The sequence below is a fragment of the Rhodococcoides sp. S146-33 genome (assembly GCF_059489205.1).
In genome coordinates, this window is record NZ_JCAJWY010000002.1 from 844,346 (window position 1) to 863,696 (window position 19,351).

Here is a 19,351-nt window from a genome sequence, read left to right on the forward strand (position 1 = left end):
TAGCCCTCTACGAAGTTTCGTGCACGTCGGGTGGCTCAGGTACGGCCGGGGAGGGCGCGTTCGACGATATGCGGACGGCCCAGCGGGTGGCGAACTTTGCGCTTGGCTTCCAGGTAGACCCGGGCTGTCGATTCGGCAACGTGTTTCCAGTCGAAGTCCACGGTGAGGCGTTCTCTGGCCGCTACCGCCCGTTCCTGCGCGGCGTCGGCGTTGTCGAGCACCTTCCGCACGGCCGCGGCCAGCCCGGCGACGTCCGCCGGCGCGAACGACAGGCCGGTGACACCGTCGACGATTGCTTCGCCGAGTCCGCCCGCGGTGGACGCGACCAGCGGTGTGCCAGCGGCGGCGGCCTCGAGGGCGATGATGCCGAACGGTTCGTATCGACTGGGCAGGACGATGGCGTCGGCTCCGTGCAGCCAACCGAGCAATTCGGTGTGGTCCAGGTTGCCCAGAAACGACACTGCGCGGCTCACCCGGTGCGTGCGCGCCAGCCCGGCCAACCACGCGAACTGCGTTCCCTCACCGGCGATGTGCAGGGTGGTACCCGGGTGGCTCCGCCGGATACGAGGGAGCGCGGCGATGGCGTCCTGGATGCCCTTCTCGTATTCCAGCCGACCCACGTAGAGCAGCTTCGCGGGCTCGGATCGGGGCTCCCGTCTGCGAAAGCTCCACGTGGAACCGTCGATTCCGTTGTGAATGACCGAAACCGCCGACTCGGTCACACCGAACAACGCGGTCACCTCGTCTTTCATCGACGCCGAGCAGGTGATGACCGCATCCGAGTCGTTCGCCAGCCACCATTCGACGGAATGCACCTGACGGTTCACCCGACCGGAGATCCAGCCGCTGTGACGTCCGGCCTCGGTGGCGTGGATGGTCGAGACGAGAGGTACGTCGTAGAACTCGGCCAGGGCGATGGCGGGGTGCGCGACGAGCCAGTCGTGGGCGTGGACGACGTCGGGCTGCCAGCCCTCGCCGAGTCCGGGTTTCGCCAGCGCAACACCGGCCCGGACCATCGCGTGTCCCATCGCGAGGGTCCATGCGAGCATGTCTTCTCCGAAGACGAAGTGAGCCGGGTCCTCCGCGACGGCAACCACGAGCACGCCGTCCTCGATGTGATGCGAGGTCGGGTGGGTTGCAGCGTCGGTTCCGGTGGGTCGACGCGACAGGACGACGACCTCGTGCCCGCAGCGGACCAGTTGGGTCGCCAGGTGATGAACGTGCCGACCGAGTCCGCCGACCACCACCGGAGGGTATTCCCACGACACCATCAGGATCTTCATCGTTGCCCCCCTGCAGATCCGAGCTCGCTGCCACGGTGCGCACCGGGTAGGCGGCGCGCGTCCAACGCGGGGAACAACCCGTCCGCGCGGTTCCACTGCTCCGCCAGTTCGGTCGCCCGGGTTGCCGACCCGCCGACGGCCGCAGCAGCGATCTCGCGCAGAGCGTGCGCGTGGACGTGCGCACGTTCCCGCGCATAACCGGCGGCGGAGTCCTTGCTGACCATGAAAGCCCAGTCGCTGGCCACGGCCATCAGTGTCTCACGCAGTATCTGATCGCTGACCCGATTGCGCAGTTCGGGCCCACCGTTTCGGCGTTGGTCCTCGCGGGCGGCATCGACGGCGTCGAGTGCGGTTCGCGAGACCTCGGAGTTCAGCTTCACCAGGTCGGCGACATCGTTTCCTGCCCACACCCGCCAGTCCTTGCCCGATCCCCACGACGAATCCTGCAGCTCCAGCGGTGCACCGACGTACCCCTGCTCGCGCGCATCGTTCAGCGTTCCGACGGTGATTCCGGCGGCCGGGAGTGCGCGCATGAGCTTGTCCAACCACTGAGGACCCTCGTGCCACCAGTGACCGAACAGCTCGGTGTCGAATGCAGCCACGACCAGAGCGTCTCGGCCGATCCGGTCGGATTCCGAGACCAGGCGTCGGCGAACCACCTCCACGAAGTCTACGACGTGGCGATCCACGGTTGCCGCAGCCCGTTCGGGGTCGTAGGGGGCCTTGTCGTTCGAGGCGACCGTGCGGCCGGTGACTCGGGCAGGTTTGAGTCCTGTGTCGTGATCGTAGGTGTGAAAATCCCGATAGGCACCGTGGCCCGGATAACCCGATTTCGGGGACCAGACGCGATAGCTGACCGGAAGATCTCGACCGAACGCGACGACGTCGGAACCCCATACGGGCCTGCCGAGAGAGGTGTCACCGCGCATCGCGGGGCCGTCGACCATGAAGTGCGAGACCCCGGCCGCCGCGTATTCGGATTCCATCCCGGGGGTGAAGCCGCATTCCGGTGCCCAGATGCCCGACGGAGCGGTACCCCAGCGTGTGCGGGCGTCCAACAGGCCCTCTCGGAGAGAGAATTCACGCAGACGCGGATGAAGCAGCGGTTGGAACGGGTGCGCGAGCGGGCCGCCCAGCAGCTCCACCGTCCCGGCGTCGAGCAGCGGCCGAAGCACTGCCGATCCGCCGTGCCGCCAGCGTGTCTCGAACTGTTCGAGGGCAGCTGCGGCACCTCGGTGTTCGCGAACGGACAGTTCTCGATCGCGGGCCTCGTGGGCGCGCAATTGCCAATTCCCGAGCCAATGATGCATACCCGACAGGCAGTGTGGATCGTCGAGCTGGGCCGCGAGGACCGGAGTGACTCCCAGCGACAGCACGTCGGTGTGGCCGTCGTCGGCCAAGCGTTCCAGAGCTGCGGTCAGCGGGAGGTAGCAGTCGGCCCAGGATTGATACAGCCATTCCTCGCCGACGGGCCACCTGCCGTGATTGGCCAACCAGGGAAGGTGGGAGTGCAGCACCAGAGAGAACATGCCCGGCACGGTGGTGCCGGATGTCACCCGATCACCGCACTCGAACTCTTCCGAGCGACGGCCACGAGGTCGAGGCTCTCGTCGATGCGGTCGGCGGCGATCTCGAAGTCGTCGATCGTGATCGCCGCGACGTCCTCGGCAAGCTCGGTCGGCCACGGCTCGCCTGCCAGAGCCCGTTCGATCTGTGCGTCGATGAAGGAGCCACCGTGTTTGGCATCGAGGGCGGCCAATGTGCTGCCGTGACGGACACCGGTGAGTCGGTCCACCTCGAGGCGGGCGTCGACGAGAAGTTCGGTCAGCTCGGCGGCGTCGAGTTCGCGGGTGTGGAACGGGTTGAGCGGTGTGTCGCGGCCCGGCGAGAACGTGATCCGGTTGGGTGTGCTGATCAAGAGCGTGCCGCCGGGCTTGAGAACACGATGCACTTCGGCGAGGAACGCGCCCTGGTCCCAGAGATGCTCGATCACCTGGAAGTTGACCACGACGTCGACGCTGGAATCGGCGAACGGAAGGCGGTCGAGGTTGCCCCGCAACATGCTCACCCGGGGGTAGCGCGCACGCACGTGCGAGGCTGCAGAGGCGTCGTAGTCGAGACCGATGACTTGTGTTGCAACATCGGCAATCATGTTGGCTCCGTAGCCTTCTCCCGATCCTGCCTCGAGTACGGTGCAGTCGCGACACTGCTCGACCAGGGCTCGGTAGACCACCTCGTGTCGGCGGAACCAATAGTTCTCCTCGGCGATACCCGGCACTGTTCGCTCGCCGGTGAGTGGGAGTGGATCCGGTACCGGTGCCTGAGCCGAAGAATCGTTCACCGACGGAAGGTTAGTGGAGGCGTGGGAGAGGTAAGCCAACGTGGTCTCCGTAACAGTCGGAGCGCAGATGTATGGTCGGACGGACGGGAAGGTAAGTTACCCATGAGTAACTACGGTGAGGTAACCTCGTCTCAGGCCGTAGAACTGCACCACCAGAACTGCACGAACCGTTAGAACACTCACGATCAGCAGAACATGACCAGGAGGTCGACGCAGACCCATGACGAACATCGTTGTTTTGATCAAGCAGGTTCCAGACACGTGGTCCGAGCGCAAGCTCACCGACGGTGACTACACCCTCGATCGCGAGGCCGCCGACGCCGTCCTCGACGAGATCAACGAGCGGGCCGTCGAAGAGGCGCTGCTCATCAAGGAAGCTCAGGGAGGTGAGGTCAAGGTTCTGTCCGCAGGACCCGATCGCGCCACCGATGCAATTCGCAAGGCTCTGTCGATGGGTGCCGACAGCGCAGTGCACCTCAACGACCCGAGCCTGCACGGCTCCGACGCCATCCAGACCGGGTACGCCCTGGCTGCGGCGCTGGGCAACGTCGCATTCGAGAACGACGAACCGGCCGATCTCATCATCGCCGGCAACGAGGCCACCGACGGACGGACCGGCGCTGTCCCCGCGATCATTGCCGAATACCTGCAGATCCCGGCGCTGACGCAGATGCGCAAGCTCACCGTCGCCGACGGCAAGGTCTCCGGCGAGCGCGAGACAGACGAGGGCATCTTCGGCCTCGAAGCCACGTTGCCCGCCATCGTGAGCGTCACCGAGAAGATCAACGAGCCACGGTTCCCGTCCTTCAAGGGCATCATGGCCGCCAAGAAGAAGACGGTGCAGACCATCACGCTGGCCGACATCGGTGTCGAAGACGGCATCGTGGGTGTCGACAATGCCGGCACGACGGTGACCTCGTCGACCCCCAAGCCTCCCAAGACTGCCGGCGAGCGGCTCACCGACGAGGGCGACGGCGGCGACAAGATCGCCACCTACCTCGTAGGCCAGAAGATCATCTGATCCCGCCCCACCGAGCAATCGAAGACAAACGAGGAGCAAGTCATGGCAGAAGTACTCGTGCTCGTGGAGCACGTCGAGGGAACACTGAAGAAGGTCAGCTCCGAGCTGATCACCGCCGCACGCGCACTGGGTGAACCGTCCGCGGTCGTCACCGGCCCGGTCGGCACCACCGACAAGGTCGCCGACGCCCTGGCCGAAGCCGGTGCCGAGAAGATCTACGCCGCCGAGTCCGACGACGTGGACGGTTTCCTTGTCACGCCGAAGGTCGACGTCCTGTCGTCCCTCGCCGAGTCGGTCTCGCCTGCGGCGATCATCACCGCGGCGACGATCGAGGGCAAGGAAGTTGCCGGCCGCCTCGCCGCCCGTCTGGGCTCGGGCTACCACAACGACGTCGTCGCGATCAACGGCGACGGCAGTGCCGTCTACTCCATCTTCGGTGGTGCGTTCACCGTCGAGGCCAAGGCCAACGGCGACGTCCCGGTCCTCTCGCTGCGTCCCGGCGCAGTCGAGGCCGAGCCGAAGGCCGGAGCAGGAACTCGCGAAACCGTCGAGGTGCCGGCGCAGGAAGACGGCACCGTGAAGGTCACCTCGCGTGACCCGATCGTGGGCGGCGACCGTCCGGAGCTCACCGAGGCAACTGTCGTCGTCTCCGGTGGACGTGGCGTCGGCAGTGCCGACAAGTTCTCGGTTGTCGAGCAGCTCGCCGATTCGCTCGGTGCCGCAGTGGGTGCCTCGCGTGCCGCCGTGGACTCCGGTTACTACCCGGGCCAGTTCCAGGTGGGCCAGACGGGTAAGACCGTCTCCCCGCAGCTGTACGTTGCGCTGGGCATTTCCGGAGCCATCCAGCACCGCGCCGGAATGCAGACCTCGAAGACCATCGTCGCAGTGAACAAGGACGAAGAGGCTCCCATCTTCGAGATCGCCGACTACGGCATCGTCGGCGACCTGTTCAACGTCGCGCCGCAGCTGACCGACGCAGTCAAGAAGCACAAGGGATAGCGACCCGTCGCTGCTCCACGAGAAGGCCCTCACCGCGTCGACGGTGGGGGCCTTCTCCGGTGAGGCGGGCAACCTTGTTCATGCAAACTCTTCCGACACGTTCCCCCGTCGACGCCCGGTAGTCTTCCTGGCTCGTTAGACACACCTCATGACCACTTCCGTCATGAGCTCGACTGCATCGATCGTCCCGGCCACCGACCGCTACTCACTCGTGTTGTCCACCGACCCGGAGCACCGGCTCGCGGCGCAGCGTCTGCGCCACGACGTGTTCGCGTCCGAGCCGGGATTTGCTGTCCCCACCGACCCCGACGGCCTCGACGCCGATCGGTTCGACGAATTCTGTGATCACCTTCTCGTCCGCGACCAGTGGACCGACACGTTCGTCGGCTGTTACCGCATGTTGCCGCCACCGGCTGCGGTGGCTGCGGGCGGCTATTACACGGCAACCGAATTCGACATCTCCGCACTCGATCCGGTCGGTATGAACATCGTCGAAATGGGAAGAGCTGCAGTGCATCCCGACCACAGATCCGGGTCGGTCCTCGGCCTGATGTGGGCGGGAATCCTGCATTACCTCGACGTGACGGGGTACGAGTGGGTGATGGGGTGCGTATCGGTTCCCATGCAGTCGGCCCCGGGTGAACCGGTCGGTGCCAACGTTCGCAATGTCCGAGACCGCCTGTTGGACAAGCATGCAACGGCGCCCGATCGGCGGGTTCGGCCCTACGCTCCGGTCGTCGTCGACGGAGTCGACCTTGTCGATATCGCACCCGCGAAGCGAACGTCCATGCCGCCGTTGATGAACGGATACCTCCGACTCGGGGCCTCCATCTGCGGTGAGCCGGCGCACGACCCCGACTTCGGGGTGGCGGATTTCGTCGCGTTGCTCGGGCTGCACGAGGCCAATACCCGCTACCTCGATCGGTTGCGCTCGGCCGCAACGACATTCGAGTCGGGTGTTCGATGACGCAACCGGTTGTGCACGCTCACGCGTGGATGCCGTCGTCGCCGTGCAGCGACGGCTGTCTACCCAAGAATCCGCCGACGGTGGGACGGATCGTTCTTGCCCTCCGGATCGTGCTGGCATTGATTGCGTTCGGAGTGCTGCCGGTGCTGGTCGTCCTCGGCGTGCCCTTTCCCGGGGTTCGCCGTTCGCTGACCCGGATCGGTGCTCGCACCCTGCTGTTCGCCATCGGTATCGACCTGACCGTGCTCGATGCTCGCTCCGATCGGGAAAGATCCAGAACTGCCGCCGGTGCACTGCACGTTGCGGGACACATCTCCTGGACCGACGTCGTGGTGCTCACCGCGGTACAGCCGTCGACCTTCGTCGCGCGTGCCGACCTGGTGGACTGGCCGCTGCTCGGCCACCTCGCGCGGGCCATGAAGGTGCTCCCCATCGATCGCGCTCGGCTGCGAGAGCTGCCCGGCGTCGTCGACCAGGTGGCCGAGCGGGTTCGAGCAGGCGGATCGGTCGTCGTGTTCCCCGAGGCCACCACCTGGTGTGGGCGGGCCTACGGCTCGCTGCGGCCGGCGTTGATGCAGGCGGCCATCGATTCCGAAACCTGGGTGCAGCCGATCCGGTTGCGGTACCTCGACGGGACCGGAGAGCAGACCACGGCGACCTGCTTCGTCGGCGACGAGACCATCGGCGCGTCCATCGGCCGGATCTTTCGACTCGGAGGACTGCGGGCGGAAGTGGAGTTCACGGCACCCGAGGCACCCGGCAGCGACCGGCGCGACCTCGCTCGCCGCTGTGAGGTGGCGATTCGTCGCGACGCCGGAGTGGAGCCCGCGGGACGACCCCGGAAGGACGTGTACGACCCCACGGTGCACGAGGTGATGGCAGAAGCCGAGCGCAGCCCGAGTGCCCCGGCGGTTGCGGCAGCCTGACCGAGGCGTCGACCGACGTGAGTGCGGACCCGCCTCGCGCAGGTAGGTCCGCACTCCGGGCAGCGGGTATCGTCTAGCCTGTTATGCCTTCTGTGCGCAGTACGACTGCTACCGTCCCGTCTCGGCCACCGGTGTACCTCGATCACGCAGCAACGACCCCGATGTTGCCGAGCGCGATCGAGGCGATGAACTCTGTGTTCACCACGGTCGGCAATGCGTCGTCTCTGCACACGTCCGGCCGATCGGCCCGCCGGCGAGTGGAGGAGTCCCGCGAATCGATAGCCGCAGACCTCGGCGCACGCCCGTCCGAAGTGATCTTCACCTCCGGGGGCACCGAAAGTGACAACCTCGCCGTCAAGGGAATCTTCGCAGCTCGTCGAGACTCCGACGCCGCGCTGACAAGAATCATCGCCAGCTCCGTCGAACATCACGCGGTGCTCGACGCGGTGGAGTGGCTCGTTGCGCACGAGGGTGCGAGTGTCACGTGGCTCCCGGTGGATGCCGACGGCCGAGTGACTCCGGACGTACTGCGCGCCGAACTCGCCCTGCACGCAGACGAGACCGCCCTCGTGACCGTGATGTGGGCCAACAACGAAATCGGTACCATCATGCCGATCACCGAGTTGGCCGGCGTCGCTGCCGAGTACGGCGTCCCGATGCACAGCGACGCGATTCAGGCCGTGCCGCATCTGCCCGTCAGTTTCGCGGACAGCGGCCTGTCTGCGCTGAGCATCGCCGCACACAAGTTCGGCGGACCCCAGGGCGTCGGCGCTCTGCTGCTGGGTCGTCAGGTTGCGTGCGTTCCCTTGTTCCACGGCGGTGGCCACGAGCGAGACGTACGTTCTGGCACTCCGGACACCGCGGGCGTCGTCGCGATGGCAGCTGCGCTGAGGTCGACCACACAGAATGCGTCTCGTCACCGTGCCGAGCTGAGTGCATTGCGTGATCGGCTGATCGCAGGAATTCGAGACATCGTTCCGGACGTCATCCTCAATGGTCCCGAGGGTGACGACCGGCTGGCGGGAAACGTCCATTTCACATTTCCCGGCTGTGAGGGCGATTCGCTGTTGATGCTGCTCGACGCAGCGGGAATAGAATGCTCGACGGGCTCCGCGTGTACTGCGGGCGTGGCCAGTGCCAGTCATGTGCTGATCGCGCTCGGCCTCGATCCCGGCGTCGCTCGTGGATCGCTGCGGTTCTCCCTTGGGGCCGGATCGTCCGATACAGACATCACCACCGTGCTTGCGGCCCTGCCGCAGGTCGTCGAACGTGCTCGTGCCGCCGGATTGGCCGGCGTCGGAGCTCGAGGAGGAAATCGCTGATGCGTGTTCTGGCTGCTATGAGCGGGGGAGTCGACTCGGCGGTGGCCGCGGCTCGTGCCGTGGACGAAGGCCACGATGTCGTCGGCGTGCACCTGGCACTGTCTACCGCTCCCGGTGCGCTTCGCACCGGTTCGCGCGGCTGCTGCTCGAAAGAGGACGCCGGTGACGCTCGTCGGGCCGCCGACGTGCTCGGAATACCCTTCTACGTCTGGGACTTCGCCGATCGCTTCAAAGAAGACGTCATCGACGACTTCGTGGCATCGTATGCAGCGGGCGAAACTCCCAACCCGTGCCTCCGGTGCAACGAGAAGATCAAGTTCTCCGCGCTGGCAGACCGCGCTCTTGCGCTGGGCTTCGACGCCGTGGCCACCGGACATTATGCCCAGCTACACGACGGAGTGCTACGCCGAGCCGTGGACGCGGACAAGGACCAGTCCTACGTCTTGGCCGTGCTGAACCAGGGCCAACTTTCGCGTGCGATGTTCCCTATCGGCGACACTCCGAAGTCCGAGATTCGCGAGGAGGCAGCCGAGCGCGGGCTGGCCGTCGCGGACAAGCCGGACAGCCATGACATCTGCTTCATCCCCTCGGGGGACACCCGCTCCTTCCTCGGCGCGCACATCGGAGTGCGCCCGGGCAAGGTCGTCGACTCCGACACCGGAGTCGAATTGGCCGACCACGACGGTGTGCACGGTTTCACCATCGGACAACGCAAAGGGCTCGGAGTCGAAGGGCCTGCCGCCGACGGCCGTCCGCGCTATGTCACTTCGATCGAGCCCGACAGCGGTACCGTCATGGTCGGTTCCGCTCAGAAGCTCGATGTCTGGGCCATCAGCGGAGACCGAGCGGTGTGGACCGAAGGCGTTGCACCGACCGGTCCTATCGAGTGCATCGTCCAGGTTCGCGCGCACGGCGGGCTGACCGAGGCCGTCGCCGAGGCGGTGGGCGACGGGGTGGAGATCCAGTTGCGTGCTCCACTCACCGGAGTGGCCAAGGGGCAGGCAGCGGTGTTGTACCGCAAGGACATTCACGGAGACATTGTCATCGGTAGCTCGACCATCTCGGGCACGCGATCCGAGCGCGAGTGACCGAGAGCACTTTCGCAGGGCTCGCCACCGGCATCGGTTCCTGGCCGGGCACCGACATTCGTGAAGCTGCCGCCATCGTTCTCGGTGAGTTCGACGAGTTACCGCACATCGTCGAACTGCCCGCACGCGGACTCGGTGCCGACACGATAGGGCGCACCGGAGCCATCATGGTCGACGTGGAACTCGACGTACGTACGTCCGGATACCGAGTCGTACCGCGTCCGATGCTTGCCGGTCGTCGGGCAAACGATTTTCTGGCCGAGGACCTCGATGTGCTCGAGGAACTGTGGGAGGTCTCGGGGCTTCGGGGCAGCGGCCGCACGATCAAGGTCCAGGCCGCGGGACCGTTCACGATGGCAGCTCAGGTCGAACTTCGGCACGGGCATCGGGCGTTGACCGACCGCGGTGCCGTCCGGCACTTCACCGAAGCCCTCGGTGAGGGACTGCGGCTGCACTGCGCGGAAGTGGCGCGTCGGCTCGGCGTCGACGTCGTGGTTCAGCTCGACGAACCCAGCCTCGCAGCCGTTCTGGCCGGGAGCCTGACGGGAATCACCGGGCTCGATACAGTGCGTCCGGTCCCCGAACCGGACGCACTCGAACTGCTCGACGTCCTCATGGAGACCGTTGCACTCCCAGTTGTGGTGCACTGCTGCGATTCCGACGTCCCCTTCGATCTGCTTCGCCGTTCACGAGCCGCTGCGGTCGCCGTGGATGCGGCCGGACTGCGCCGCACCGACTTCGACGGGATCGGCGAGTTGCTTCAAACAGGAAAGACGCTGATGCTCGGCTTGATTCCAGCGCAAGACCCCGAGCGGCCCAGGGGTTGGCGGGAACTGGCGGAGCCGGGCGTGACCTTGATCGATCGCCTCGGGTTCGATCGTTCGGTGCTCGCCTCCCAGATCTCGGTGACGCCCAGTTGCGGTCTGGCCGGCAGCACGCCGGAGTGGGCCCGTCGCGCAACAGGACTCGCCCGCGACGTGGCCGCGGCATTCGCCGACTCTCCCGATTCGTTGTGAGATAACACAGTCGCTTCGGGTGACCGTGCACAGACTCCATGGCCTCGAGCCCCACGAGTATTGGGACGTCGAACAGGTGTGACACTATTCACAGGGCCGTCGGGGGTCTATCGAATCGGTGGGAGTTCGGAACATGGCATCAGGCGGTCGCGACTTCGATGAGGTCGCCTCCATCCGACGTTCCGGCAGGCACCGCCGAGGTGTGCTGGCCAAACTCGCAGCCGCGACCTCCGACTGGTACCGAGCGCCGCACGATTTCGAGTGGATTCTGAACCACAGATCCACCCGCCCGCTGACCGGAATCATTCGCGCAGTTTTCGGCACGGCAACGATGATGTACGCGCTGACGTCGATCCTGATGCTCTTCAGTGACCTGGGGCCGCGCGGAACGACTGCGATCGGCTGGGTCGCGCTGGTGCTCGCGATCCAGGTCGCCGTCGCCGCTCGGTGTGTGCTCGGGCCGATCCCGGGAAAGAAGTGGTTCATCGGCTTTCTCGCCTTCGGCGACATCCTCACGACCTCGGTGTTGATTCTGTACGACCCCATCGCCTCACTCATCGGAACAGTGCTGTTCGCCATCACGGGCGCACTGTGCACCTATTTCCTGAGTCCGCGCCTGCTGGTGGCGCACCTGGTGTGGACCGCAACGTTCATCGTCGGATTCGGCATTCGCACCTTCGTGACGGTGATGCACGACGGTATGGGCTACATCGACGGGCCCGCTGTCGCGACCGCCACGGTGGTGTTGCTCCTGGCAACCGTAGGCGTGCCGGTGTTCGCTCAGGTTGCGTGGACCACGCTGTCCAACGATGCCAAGCGTTCCGTCCTCGATCCACTGACCGGGGTGTACAACCGTCGAGGCATCGACAGCGAACTGTTGGATCTGTGGCAGCAGGCCCAGAAGCGAGAACTGTCGATGGCATTCCTGGTCGTCGACATCGACAAGTTCAAATCCGTCAACGACCGATTCGGGCACAGCCGCGGCGACGACGTGATCGTTCGAGTCGCCGACCGACTGCGCCGCTTGGTTCGGCACCAGGGTGGAGTGCTCGCCCGAACCGGTGGCGAAGAATTTCTCGTCGCGCTGGCCGGTGACGCGCGGGCAATGGTCGATCTCGGCTTCGACATCGTTCGGGTGCTGTGCGACGCCCGTGACGACATCCCCGTCACCGTCAGTGTCGGAATGGCATTGCTGCGCGACGACTCGGCTTTGTGGGACGTGGGAACATCGGTGGTCGGGAGAGCGGCGCGTACTGCGGACGCCGCGATGTACCGATCCAAGCAGTCCGGCGGCAACAGTCTGGTGATCGACGAGATCTGAGTTCGCACTGTGCCCGTGGCTCGGTGCGCCGGCGTGCTCGCCCGAGGCCTCTGCGATGATCGTCGGATGGATCGACTATCGGATGCTCAACGACGCGGACTGCCTGCCGGAGTGCTGCTGTCTGTGATGGCTTCCGTGCTCGGCGGCATCTACTCCGACTCCTTCGTGACAGGTTTCGCACTGACTGCCGGTATCTGCGCGGTGGCGCTCGTGGCCGCGACGCTGTTGCTGGGACTGATGGGTCGCTGATCGCAGGGTGTCGGCCGCTGGGTCACTGTCGGTGGGGTCGGATAATCTTCGAGACGTGCCCGAGCCGACCGAATTACCCGCAGGAACCGACGACAGCGCAGGGACAGTCGGTGTAGAACTCGATGCCGCATCCTCTGCCGATCGCGAGCGATGGCAGACGCTGGCCGAGGAAGTGCGCGGCCACCAATTCCGCTACTACGTTCGGGATTCGCCCATCGTGTCCGACGGCGAATTCGATGCTCTGCTGCGTGAGCTCAACGACCTGGAAGAGGCACACCCGGATCTACGGACCGCGGACTCGCCGACCCAACTCGTCGGAGGCGGCTTCGCGACGGAATTCACCGCCGTGGACCACCTGGAACGAATGCTGAGCCTGGACAACGTGTTCGACCACGACGAGCTCCGTGCCTGGGCAAAACGAGTCGAGACCGAAGCGGGGCCGGACCTGCACTACCTGTGCGAGGTCAAGATCGACGGCGTCGCACTGAATCTGGTCTACGAGAACGGAACTCTCGTTCGTGGTGCCACCCGCGGCGACGGACGCACCGGCGAGGACGTGACCCTCAACGCACGCACCATCGACGACATCCCGGACACCTTGACGGGCAGTGCGGAGTACCCGGTGCCGGAGGTGCTCGAAGTGCGTGGGGAGGTCTTCTTCCGCCTCGAGGATTTCCAGGCTCTCAACGCCTCCCTCGTGGAGGAGGGCAAGCCCCCGTTCGCCAATCCGCGAAACTCCGCCGCAGGGTCGCTGCGACAGAAGAACCCTGCCGTGACCTCCAAGCGGCGGCTGGGAATGATCTGCCACGGGTTCGGGCGCATGGTGGGCTTCACCCCGGATTCGCAGTGGCACGCCTACCAGGCACTCGAAGCGTGGGGCTTGCCGATCTCCACGCACACCACCCGGGTGCGGGGGATCGAGGAGGTCCTCGAGAAGGTTGTCTACTGGGACCAGCACCGCCACGACGTCGAACACGAGATCGACGGTCTGGTGGTCAAGATCGACGAGATGTCGCTGCATCGGCGTCTGGGAACTACCTCCAGGGCACCGAGGTGGGCGATCGCCTACAAGTACCCACCCGAGGAGGTCACCACGACTCTGCTCGACATTCGGGTCAGCGTGGGCAGGACGGGCCGAGTGACCCCGTTCGCGTACATGACTCCGGTTCTCGTCGCCGGTTCGACGGTGTCGTTGGCAACTCTGCACAACGCCTCCGAGGTCAAGCGTAAGGGCGTGTTGATCGGCGACACGGTGACCATTCGCAAGGCCGGCGAGGTCATTCCGGAGGTGCTCGGACCTGTCGTCGACGCCAGGACCGGTGACGAGACCGAGTTCGTCATGCCCACCGAATGCCCGGAGTGCTCGACGCCACTGGCCCCGGCCAAGGAGGGGGACGCAGACCTCCGGTGCCCCAACTCGCAGTTCTGCCCGGCGCAACGGCGCGAGCGGGTGTTCTTCGTGGCCGAGCGGCAGCGATTCGATATCGAAGGACTGGGGTACGAGGCGGCATCGGACCTGTTGACCACCGGTGCGATCGAGGACGAGGGCGATCTGTTCTCGCTCACCGAAACGGACCTGATGAAGACGGCGATCTTCCGTACCAAATCGGGGGCGCTCTCGGCCACCGGTCGCAAGCTGCTCGACAACTTGGCCGTAGCGAAGAACCAGCCACTCTGGCGCGTCCTGGTCAGCCTGTCCATCCGGCACGTGGGGCCGTCGGCTGCCCGTGCATTGGCCGGAGAGTTCGGCAGTCTCGAACGCATCGAGGCGGCATCGGTCGAGGAACTGTCTGCGGTCGATGGAGTGGGCGGCACCATCGCAGCCGCTGTGTCGGAATGGTTCGACGTCGACTGGCATCGAGCCATCGTCGACAAATGGCGGGCCGCCGGTGTGCGGATGGAAGACGAGCGCGATGCCTCCATAGAGCGAAATCTCGAAGGGCTGTCGATCGTCGTCACCGGCTCGCTGACCTCGTATTCACGTGACGAGGCAAAAGAGGCGATCCTGCTCCGAGGCGGGAAGGCGGCGGGCTCGGTGTCGAAGAAGACTGCGTTCGTCGTCGTCGGCGAGTCCCCGGGTTCCAAGCACGACAAGGCGATCGAACTCGGTGTACCGGTACTGGGCGAGGCGGGATTCACTCGGTTGTTGACCGAAGGGCCCCAGGCGGTGGCACCAGCGCACACCGAATCTACATCGGACGACTGACCCGAAGCGGCAGCGTCAGTTCAGCACGGTGGCCACGATGCCCGCGAGGTAACCGAGCCGGGCCACCTCCGACGGTCGAAACTCCGGGCCACCCGGCCTTCCCAGCATGAGGACGGTGCCCGTGTTTCCCAGCGGAGCAACGGCGATCTGGGTGTCCATGTCGCGCCACACCTGCGGAACCCAGTCTGCATCTGCGTCCAGCGCAGCGGGGGCCGCCAGGGGGAACCACGGCAGCTCGGCGGCGTGGGTCTCGGGTGCTCCGGAGCTACCCACCAGGCGGAAGGGGCCGTGCGCGTTGGTGGCCACCACAGTGCTCCACCCGACCCGCAGAACCCGTGGGGCACCGTCGACCAAGACCTGCAATCGGTCGTCCGATGCAGCGGCGACGCGATCGATCAATTCGAGCTCTCGGTGGGTGTCGAGGACTCCGGTGTACGGCCGGATGGAATCGACGCGGACATCGTCGAGGTTTTCGGCGGCGGTGATCAGCGTGTCGGGAAGCGAACCGGGCGCGACCTCGACCACCAGATCGTCCACCGCGTATCCGTCACCGCGTTCGATGACGTCGAGGGAGAGAATGTCTGCGCCGACCGAACCCAGCGCGACGGCCAACGATCCGAGACTGCCCGGCCGGTCCGGTAGTTGAACGCGGAGCAGGTAGGACATGTCACGCTCCCTTTCGACTTCTGGCGTACTGCGGCCACCCAGCGTCATCGTTGCTGACGGGTGGAGGGAACTTGTGCACCCCGGCGCGAGCAATCCTTGCATCTTCGACCTGTGCGGCACGTCCCGCAACGCGGGCAGTGACAATTCTGACACCCGGAGCGCCGACGAGGAGTGCGTGCAGCCTGCGCGACGTGCCGCACTAGGCTGGACTGCGTTCGCGGACCCGTTCGGTTCGCTCTGCACAACCATGGGGTCGTTTCGTCCGGCTCCACTCCTACAGTGTGAAAGGGGTCCACGCGGTGCCTGACATCTCCCGCGACGAGGTCGCTCACCTCGCCCGGCTGTCGCGCTTGGCTCTCAGCGACGCCGAACTCGACGAGTTCGCCGGTCAGCTGGATTCGATTCTTCATCACGTCAAAGCCGTGGCGGAGGTGGCTACGGACGATGTTCCGCCGACGGCCAACCCCAGCGAGATCGTCAACGTGACGCGTCCCGACACGATCGTTCCCGGGCTGACGCCGGAACAGTCGCTCGCCGGCGCACCGAATGCGGAAGAGAGCCGGTTCGCGGTGCCGCAGATTCTGGGAGAGAGCGAATGACCGACCTGACGAAGCTGGACGCGTCCGAGCTCGCCGGCCGCATCCACGCGCGCGAGATCAGTGCAGTCGAGGTGACCCAGGCACATCTCGACCGGATTTCGGAGGTCGACGCAGACCTGCACGCGTTCCTGCACGTGGCATCGGCCGAGGCACTTTCCGCGGCGACCGACGTCGACGCAGGACTGTCTGCTGGTCGTGCGCCCGCGTCCGCGCTGGCGGGGGTCCCACTGGCACTCAAGGACGTGTTCACCACGACCGACATGCCCACCACGGCCGGCTCGAAGATTCTCGACGGCTGGATTTCGCCGTACGACGCGACGCTGACCTCGAAGCTGCGCGCAGCGGGTATCCCGGTGCTGGGCAAGACCAACATGGACGAGTTCGCGATGGGCTCGTCGACCGAGAACTCCGCGTACGGGCCGACCAAGAACCCGTGGGACACGACCAGGATCCCCGGCGGATCGGGGGGTGGCAGCGCGGCGGCGCTCGCGTCGTTCCAGGCACCGTTGGCCATCGGCACCGACACCGGCGGATCGATCCGCCAGCCGGCCGCACTGACCGGCACCGTCGGAACCAAGCCGACCTACGGCAGCGTCTCGCGCTACGGTCTGATCGCCTGCGCATCCTCTCTCGACCAGGGTGGTCCGTGCGGGCGTACGGTGCTCGACACCGCGCTGCTGCACGAGGTCATCGCCGGATACGATCCGCGGGACTCCACGTCCGTCGATACGGCAGTGCGGCCCGTGGTTGCAGCTGCCCGGGAGGGCGCTCGCGGCGACCTGTCGGGCGTACGCGTCGGGGTCGTCAAGGAATTGCATTCCGACAGCTACCAGCCCGGTGTGATCTCGTCCTTCGATGCCGCGGTGACCACGCTCACCGAACTCGGTGCCGAGGTCGTCGAGGTCTCGTGCCCCAATTTCGTTCACGCGTTGGCCGCGTACTACTTGATTCTGCCGTCCGAGGTGTCGTCCAACCTGGCTCGATTCGACGGTATGCGATACGGCTTGCGGGCCGGTGACGACGGCAAGCACAGCGCCGAGCAGGTCATGGCCATCACGCGCGCCGAAGGTTTCGGTCCGGAAGTCAAGCGCCGCATCATGATCGGGACGTACGCGCTCTCGGCCGGGTACTACGACGCTTACTACGGTTCGGCTCTGAAGGTGCGCACGCTCATCGCACGCGACTTCGATGCCGCCTACGAGAAGGTCGACGTGCTGGTCTCGCCGACAACCCCGACAACGGCATTCCCGTTGGGCGAGAAGGTGGACGATCCGATGGCGATGTACCTCAACGACCTGTGCACGCTGCCGACGAACCTCGCGGGTCACTGCGCAATGTCGGTGCCGTCGGGTCTCGCGTCCGAAGACGGTCTGCCCGTCGGACTTCAGATCATGGCTCCAGCGTTCGCGGACGAGCGGCTCTATCGCGTCGGTGCCGCCTACGAGGCCGCTCGCGGCGATCTGAGGTAATTCGCGGTGCTGCATCGGTGGGCTGCAGACCTGGCTCATCTACCTCTGCTGTCCGGTGCGGTGCCGACAGTCGCATTGACTGTGGCGGCGGTACTGTCACTGGCCACGATGTGTGCCGTCGTCGTACGGGTTCGGCGCGGCTCACGGCTGGGGCCGGTGTTCGGATCACTGAGCGCCCTCGGCATGCTGGCAGCGGTATTGGTTGCAGCGGCCGTACTCACCAATCTGACCGTCACCCGGTACCCCACGGTGGCGCTCGCACTGGGGCGTCAACCTGTCGTCCCGGTCGAGGGCCACGCCAGACTGGTCGATCTCGAGGTGCCCGGCACGGTGTCGCACTTCGATGCGCGGCCCGCGAAGATCTACCTTCCGGCCTCGTACGACGCAGGTGCAGACGACCTGCCGGTGCTGGTGCTGCTCACCGGCCAACCCGGTCACGTCGTCGACTGGATCGAGGGTGGCCGCTTGGTGCAGACGATGGACGCTTTCGCGGCCCGTCACGAGGGCGCTGCCCCCATCGTCGTCGTCGCCGATGGTCTCGGTGACACCGAGGCCAATCCGATGTGTATGGATTCGAACCTCGGAAATGCGGCGACCTACCTTTCCGTCGATGTGCCGCACTGGGTTCGGTCGAATTTCCGGGTGTCCTCGGATCCACGAGAATGGGCGGTCGGTGGATACTCCTACGGAGGAACCTGCGCCCTGCAGCTAGCAGTGACTGCACCGTCGGTGTATCCGACGTTTCTGGATATCTCCGGTGAGGACGAGCAACGCCGCGGCACGAGAAACGAATCGGTTGCCGCAGCATTCGGAGCGGACACCCCGGAGAACGAGGCTCGATTCGAACGAGCGACGCCACTGAACATACTGTCCCACAACAGCTTTCCTGATTCTGCCGGTGCCTTCGTCGCAGGTTCCGACGACGAAGAATTCAGACCGCAGACCGAGAGGGCCTTCGAGGCAGCCGTGGCTGCCGGTCTCGACGCTCATTACAGCGAGCTGCCCGGCGGACACTCGATGCAGGTATGGGCTCCGGCCCTGGAGCAGGAGATGGACTGGCTCGGACAACGATGGGGGCTGCTCGACTGACTCCGAAGTCACCGACACCGTGACATGAGGCCGGCCGTCACCGGCACCGCTGCATGCTGGTGCCCTGGTCGATTCCGTATCGGTGGCCGTGGCCGGCGTCCACGTCGAGAGCCGCTGCGAGATCGACGGACGTCTGGACGAAGCTGACGATCGGTAGCCACATCGGCGTCGGCGCATCGTGATGGGTTGCCGTTGGATCGGGTGCCGACCACAGCAGATCTGCAGACCATCGGACGACGGGGTCCGACGAGTTGGCGAGCACCGTTGCGCCGTCGGTGTTCACGGCTCCAGCAGGTGGGCCCGCCCACACGGCTCCGCAGATGACCGGATCCGTCCGGCGAAGGGACAAGTAGGTGTCGCTGCCCGCCACCGCCCCCAGGCTTTGGCCGTACACGACGATCTGCGGCGGTGTCGATTGGGTGGCCGCCCGGGCAGCGACCGCGCGTGTCACGGCCTCGGCCGAGCTGCGCGCCTCGTTCTCGGCGAACAAGAACGTCGCCCAGCTCGGCTTGTCGGAGTACTGCACTGCCACGGTCGCGACGTCCCCGCCGAATCGGGCTTCGGCACCCGTGACCGCATTCTCGTCCACCCATCCCGATCCGGTCGGTATCGCGACGACCACCACGCTGCGATCGAAAGCGCCGCGCGTTCCATGTCTGCGACGGCCAACGCTGCGCGTCGATCGAGCGTGGGTGCCGAGTCGAGGCCGACGTAGGTGCGCACGGTGTCGGCAGCGATGCCGCCGGAGACGAACTTTCTGCCCTCTCGACCCAGCGTGCCCCACGGAAC

The 19,351-nt window shown here is 65.8% G+C and carries 18 protein-coding genes; 13 read left to right on the forward strand and 5 right to left on the reverse strand.

All coding sequences use genetic code 11. The annotated features are described in order from the left end of the window. Positions 1–35 precede the first annotated feature (35 nt). Genes AC5WEY_RS12465 through AC5WEY_RS12475 form a run of 3 tightly spaced genes read right to left on the reverse strand, consistent with a single transcriptional unit; the run spans position 36 to position 3,624 of the window. Complete coding sequence (locus AC5WEY_RS12465) at positions 36–1,283, reverse strand: glycosyltransferase family 4 protein (RefSeq protein ID WP_495646114.1); 1,248 nt, start codon at positions 1,281–1,283, stop codon at positions 36–38. Then, positions 1,280–2,812, reverse strand: a complete 1,533-nt coding sequence (locus tag AC5WEY_RS12470) for a 1,4-alpha-glucan branching protein domain-containing protein (RefSeq protein WP_495646550.1) — start codon at positions 2,810–2,812, stop codon at positions 1,280–1,282. The genes AC5WEY_RS12465 and AC5WEY_RS12470 overlap by 4 nt, the downstream gene beginning before the upstream one ends. A gap of 23 nt (positions 2,813–2,835) precedes the next feature. Then, entirely contained in the window at positions 2,836–3,624 is a 789-nt protein-coding gene (locus AC5WEY_RS12475) for a class I SAM-dependent methyltransferase (RefSeq protein ID WP_495646115.1), read from the reverse strand. 220 nt (positions 3,625–3,844) lie between these two features. Here AC5WEY_RS12475 and AC5WEY_RS12480 point away from each other — a divergent pair, with 220 nt between their 5' ends. The 10 genes from AC5WEY_RS12480 (at position 3,845) to ligA (ending at position 14,739) form a co-directional block, all read left to right on the forward strand. Beyond that, positions 3,845–4,645, forward strand: coding sequence for an electron transfer flavoprotein subunit beta/FixA family protein (locus AC5WEY_RS12480; protein WP_057477551.1), 801 nt, complete (start codon positions 3,845–3,847; stop codon positions 4,643–4,645). A 42-nt stretch (positions 4,646–4,687) separates the two neighbouring features. Beyond that, positions 4,688–5,644, forward strand: a complete 957-nt coding sequence (locus AC5WEY_RS12485; RefSeq protein WP_057477552.1) for an electron transfer flavoprotein subunit alpha/FixB family protein — start codon at positions 4,688–4,690, stop codon at positions 5,642–5,644. Between the two features lie 148 nt (positions 5,645–5,792). Beyond that, the gene (locus AC5WEY_RS12490) at positions 5,793–6,611 is read left to right on the forward strand and encodes a GNAT family N-acetyltransferase (protein WP_495646116.1); all 819 of its coding nucleotides are present in this window, start codon (positions 5,793–5,795) and stop codon (positions 6,609–6,611) included. Continuing rightward, a complete protein-coding gene (locus AC5WEY_RS12495; RefSeq protein ID WP_495646117.1) occupies positions 6,608–7,537 on the forward strand; it encodes a lysophospholipid acyltransferase family protein in 930 nt (309 codons plus the stop codon). Before AC5WEY_RS12490 ends, AC5WEY_RS12495 begins: the two co-directional genes overlap by 4 nt. Before the next feature lie 83 nt (positions 7,538–7,620). After that, complete coding sequence (locus AC5WEY_RS12500) at positions 7,621–8,859, forward strand: cysteine desulfurase family protein (RefSeq protein ID WP_495646118.1); 1,239 nt, start codon at positions 7,621–7,623, stop codon at positions 8,857–8,859. Further along, positions 8,859–9,947 carry a tRNA 2-thiouridine(34) synthase MnmA gene (gene mnmA / locus AC5WEY_RS12505; RefSeq protein WP_495646119.1) on the forward strand — a complete coding sequence of 363 codons (1,089 nt, stop codon included), beginning with the start codon at positions 8,859–8,861 and terminating at the stop codon, positions 9,945–9,947. The genes AC5WEY_RS12500 and mnmA overlap by 1 nt, the downstream gene beginning before the upstream one ends. Beyond that, positions 9,944–10,963, forward strand: a complete 1,020-nt coding sequence (locus AC5WEY_RS12510; RefSeq protein ID WP_495646120.1) for a methionine synthase — start codon at positions 9,944–9,946, stop codon at positions 10,961–10,963. Before mnmA ends, AC5WEY_RS12510 begins: the two co-directional genes overlap by 4 nt. A 133-nt stretch (positions 10,964–11,096) precedes the next feature. Then, positions 11,097–12,284 carry a GGDEF domain-containing protein gene (locus tag AC5WEY_RS12515; protein WP_495646121.1) on the forward strand — a complete coding sequence of 396 codons (1,188 nt, stop codon included), beginning with the start codon at positions 11,097–11,099 and terminating at the stop codon, positions 12,282–12,284. A gap of 66 nt (positions 12,285–12,350) precedes the next feature. After that, positions 12,351–12,533 carry a hypothetical protein gene (locus AC5WEY_RS12520; RefSeq protein ID WP_495646122.1) on the forward strand — a complete coding sequence of 61 codons (183 nt, stop codon included), beginning with the start codon at positions 12,351–12,353 and terminating at the stop codon, positions 12,531–12,533. Positions 12,534–12,588: 55 nt separating this feature from the next. Beyond that, positions 12,589–14,739 (forward strand): NAD-dependent DNA ligase LigA, encoded by a 2,151-nt coding sequence (ligA, locus tag AC5WEY_RS12525; RefSeq protein ID WP_495646123.1) that lies wholly within the window; start codon positions 12,589–12,591, stop codon positions 14,737–14,739. Between the two features lie 15 nt (positions 14,740–14,754). On the opposite strand, the gene AC5WEY_RS12530 is transcribed toward ligA, so the two are convergent. Then, positions 14,755–15,405, reverse strand: coding sequence for an ACT domain-containing protein (locus AC5WEY_RS12530; protein ID WP_057477560.1), 651 nt, complete (start codon positions 15,403–15,405; stop codon positions 14,755–14,757). 299 nt (positions 15,406–15,704) lie between these two features. On the opposite strand from AC5WEY_RS12530, the gene gatC reads away from it, so the two are divergent. Genes gatC through AC5WEY_RS12545 form a run of 3 tightly spaced genes read left to right on the forward strand, consistent with a single transcriptional unit; the run spans position 15,705 to position 18,562 of the window. Next, on the forward strand, positions 15,705–16,004 hold the full coding sequence (gene gatC, locus AC5WEY_RS12535) for an Asp-tRNA(Asn)/Glu-tRNA(Gln) amidotransferase subunit GatC (protein WP_057477765.1): 300 nt from the start codon (positions 15,705–15,707) through the stop codon (positions 16,002–16,004). Continuing rightward, on the forward strand, positions 16,001–17,473 hold the full coding sequence (gatA, locus tag AC5WEY_RS12540; RefSeq protein WP_495646124.1) for an Asp-tRNA(Asn)/Glu-tRNA(Gln) amidotransferase subunit GatA: 1,473 nt from the start codon (positions 16,001–16,003) through the stop codon (positions 17,471–17,473). The genes gatC and gatA overlap by 4 nt, the downstream gene beginning before the upstream one ends. Positions 17,474–17,479: 6 nt before the next feature. Continuing rightward, the gene (locus AC5WEY_RS12545; protein WP_495646125.1) at positions 17,480–18,562 is read left to right on the forward strand and encodes an alpha/beta hydrolase; all 1,083 of its coding nucleotides are present in this window, start codon (positions 17,480–17,482) and stop codon (positions 18,560–18,562) included. A 37-nt stretch (positions 18,563–18,599) separates the two neighbouring features. Here the strand turns inward: AC5WEY_RS12545 and AC5WEY_RS12550 are convergent, their stop codons facing one another. Continuing rightward, the gene (locus AC5WEY_RS12550; protein WP_495646126.1) at positions 18,600–19,346 is read right to left on the reverse strand and encodes an alpha/beta-hydrolase family protein; all 747 of its coding nucleotides are present in this window, start codon (positions 19,344–19,346) and stop codon (positions 18,600–18,602) included. Between the last annotated feature and the right edge of the window lie 5 nt (positions 19,347–19,351).

Excerpts from the sequence above, each read along its gene's own strand:
- AC5WEY_RS12500 (WP_495646118.1), top strand. The coding sequence starts at position 7,621 with ATGCCTTCTGTGCGCAGTACGACTGCTACCGTCCCGTCTCGGCCACCG.
- AC5WEY_RS12470 (WP_495646550.1), bottom strand. The coding sequence starts at position 2,812 with ATGTTCTCTCTGGTGCTGCACTCCCACCTTCCCTGGTTGGCCAATCAC.
- AC5WEY_RS12465 (WP_495646114.1), bottom strand. The coding sequence starts at position 1,283 with ATGAAGATCCTGATGGTGTCGTGGGAATACCCTCCGGTGGTGGTCGGC.
- AC5WEY_RS12530 (WP_057477560.1), bottom strand. The coding sequence starts at position 15,405 with ATGTCCTACCTGCTCCGCGTTCAACTACCGGACCGGCCGGGCAGTCTC.
- AC5WEY_RS12485 (WP_057477552.1), top strand. The coding sequence starts at position 4,688 with ATGGCAGAAGTACTCGTGCTCGTGGAGCACGTCGAGGGAACACTGAAG.
- mnmA (WP_495646119.1), top strand. The coding sequence starts at position 8,859 with ATGCGTGTTCTGGCTGCTATGAGCGGGGGAGTCGACTCGGCGGTGGCC.
- AC5WEY_RS12490 (WP_495646116.1), top strand. The coding sequence starts at position 5,793 with ATGACCACTTCCGTCATGAGCTCGACTGCATCGATCGTCCCGGCCACC.
- AC5WEY_RS12495 (WP_495646117.1), top strand. The coding sequence starts at position 6,608 with ATGACGCAACCGGTTGTGCACGCTCACGCGTGGATGCCGTCGTCGCCG.
- gatA (WP_495646124.1), top strand. The coding sequence starts at position 16,001 with ATGACCGACCTGACGAAGCTGGACGCGTCCGAGCTCGCCGGCCGCATC.
- AC5WEY_RS12515 (WP_495646121.1), top strand. The coding sequence starts at position 11,097 with ATGGCATCAGGCGGTCGCGACTTCGATGAGGTCGCCTCCATCCGACGT.
- AC5WEY_RS12520 (WP_495646122.1), top strand. The coding sequence starts at position 12,351 with ATGGATCGACTATCGGATGCTCAACGACGCGGACTGCCTGCCGGAGTG.
- AC5WEY_RS12480 (WP_057477551.1), top strand. The coding sequence starts at position 3,845 with ATGACGAACATCGTTGTTTTGATCAAGCAGGTTCCAGACACGTGGTCC.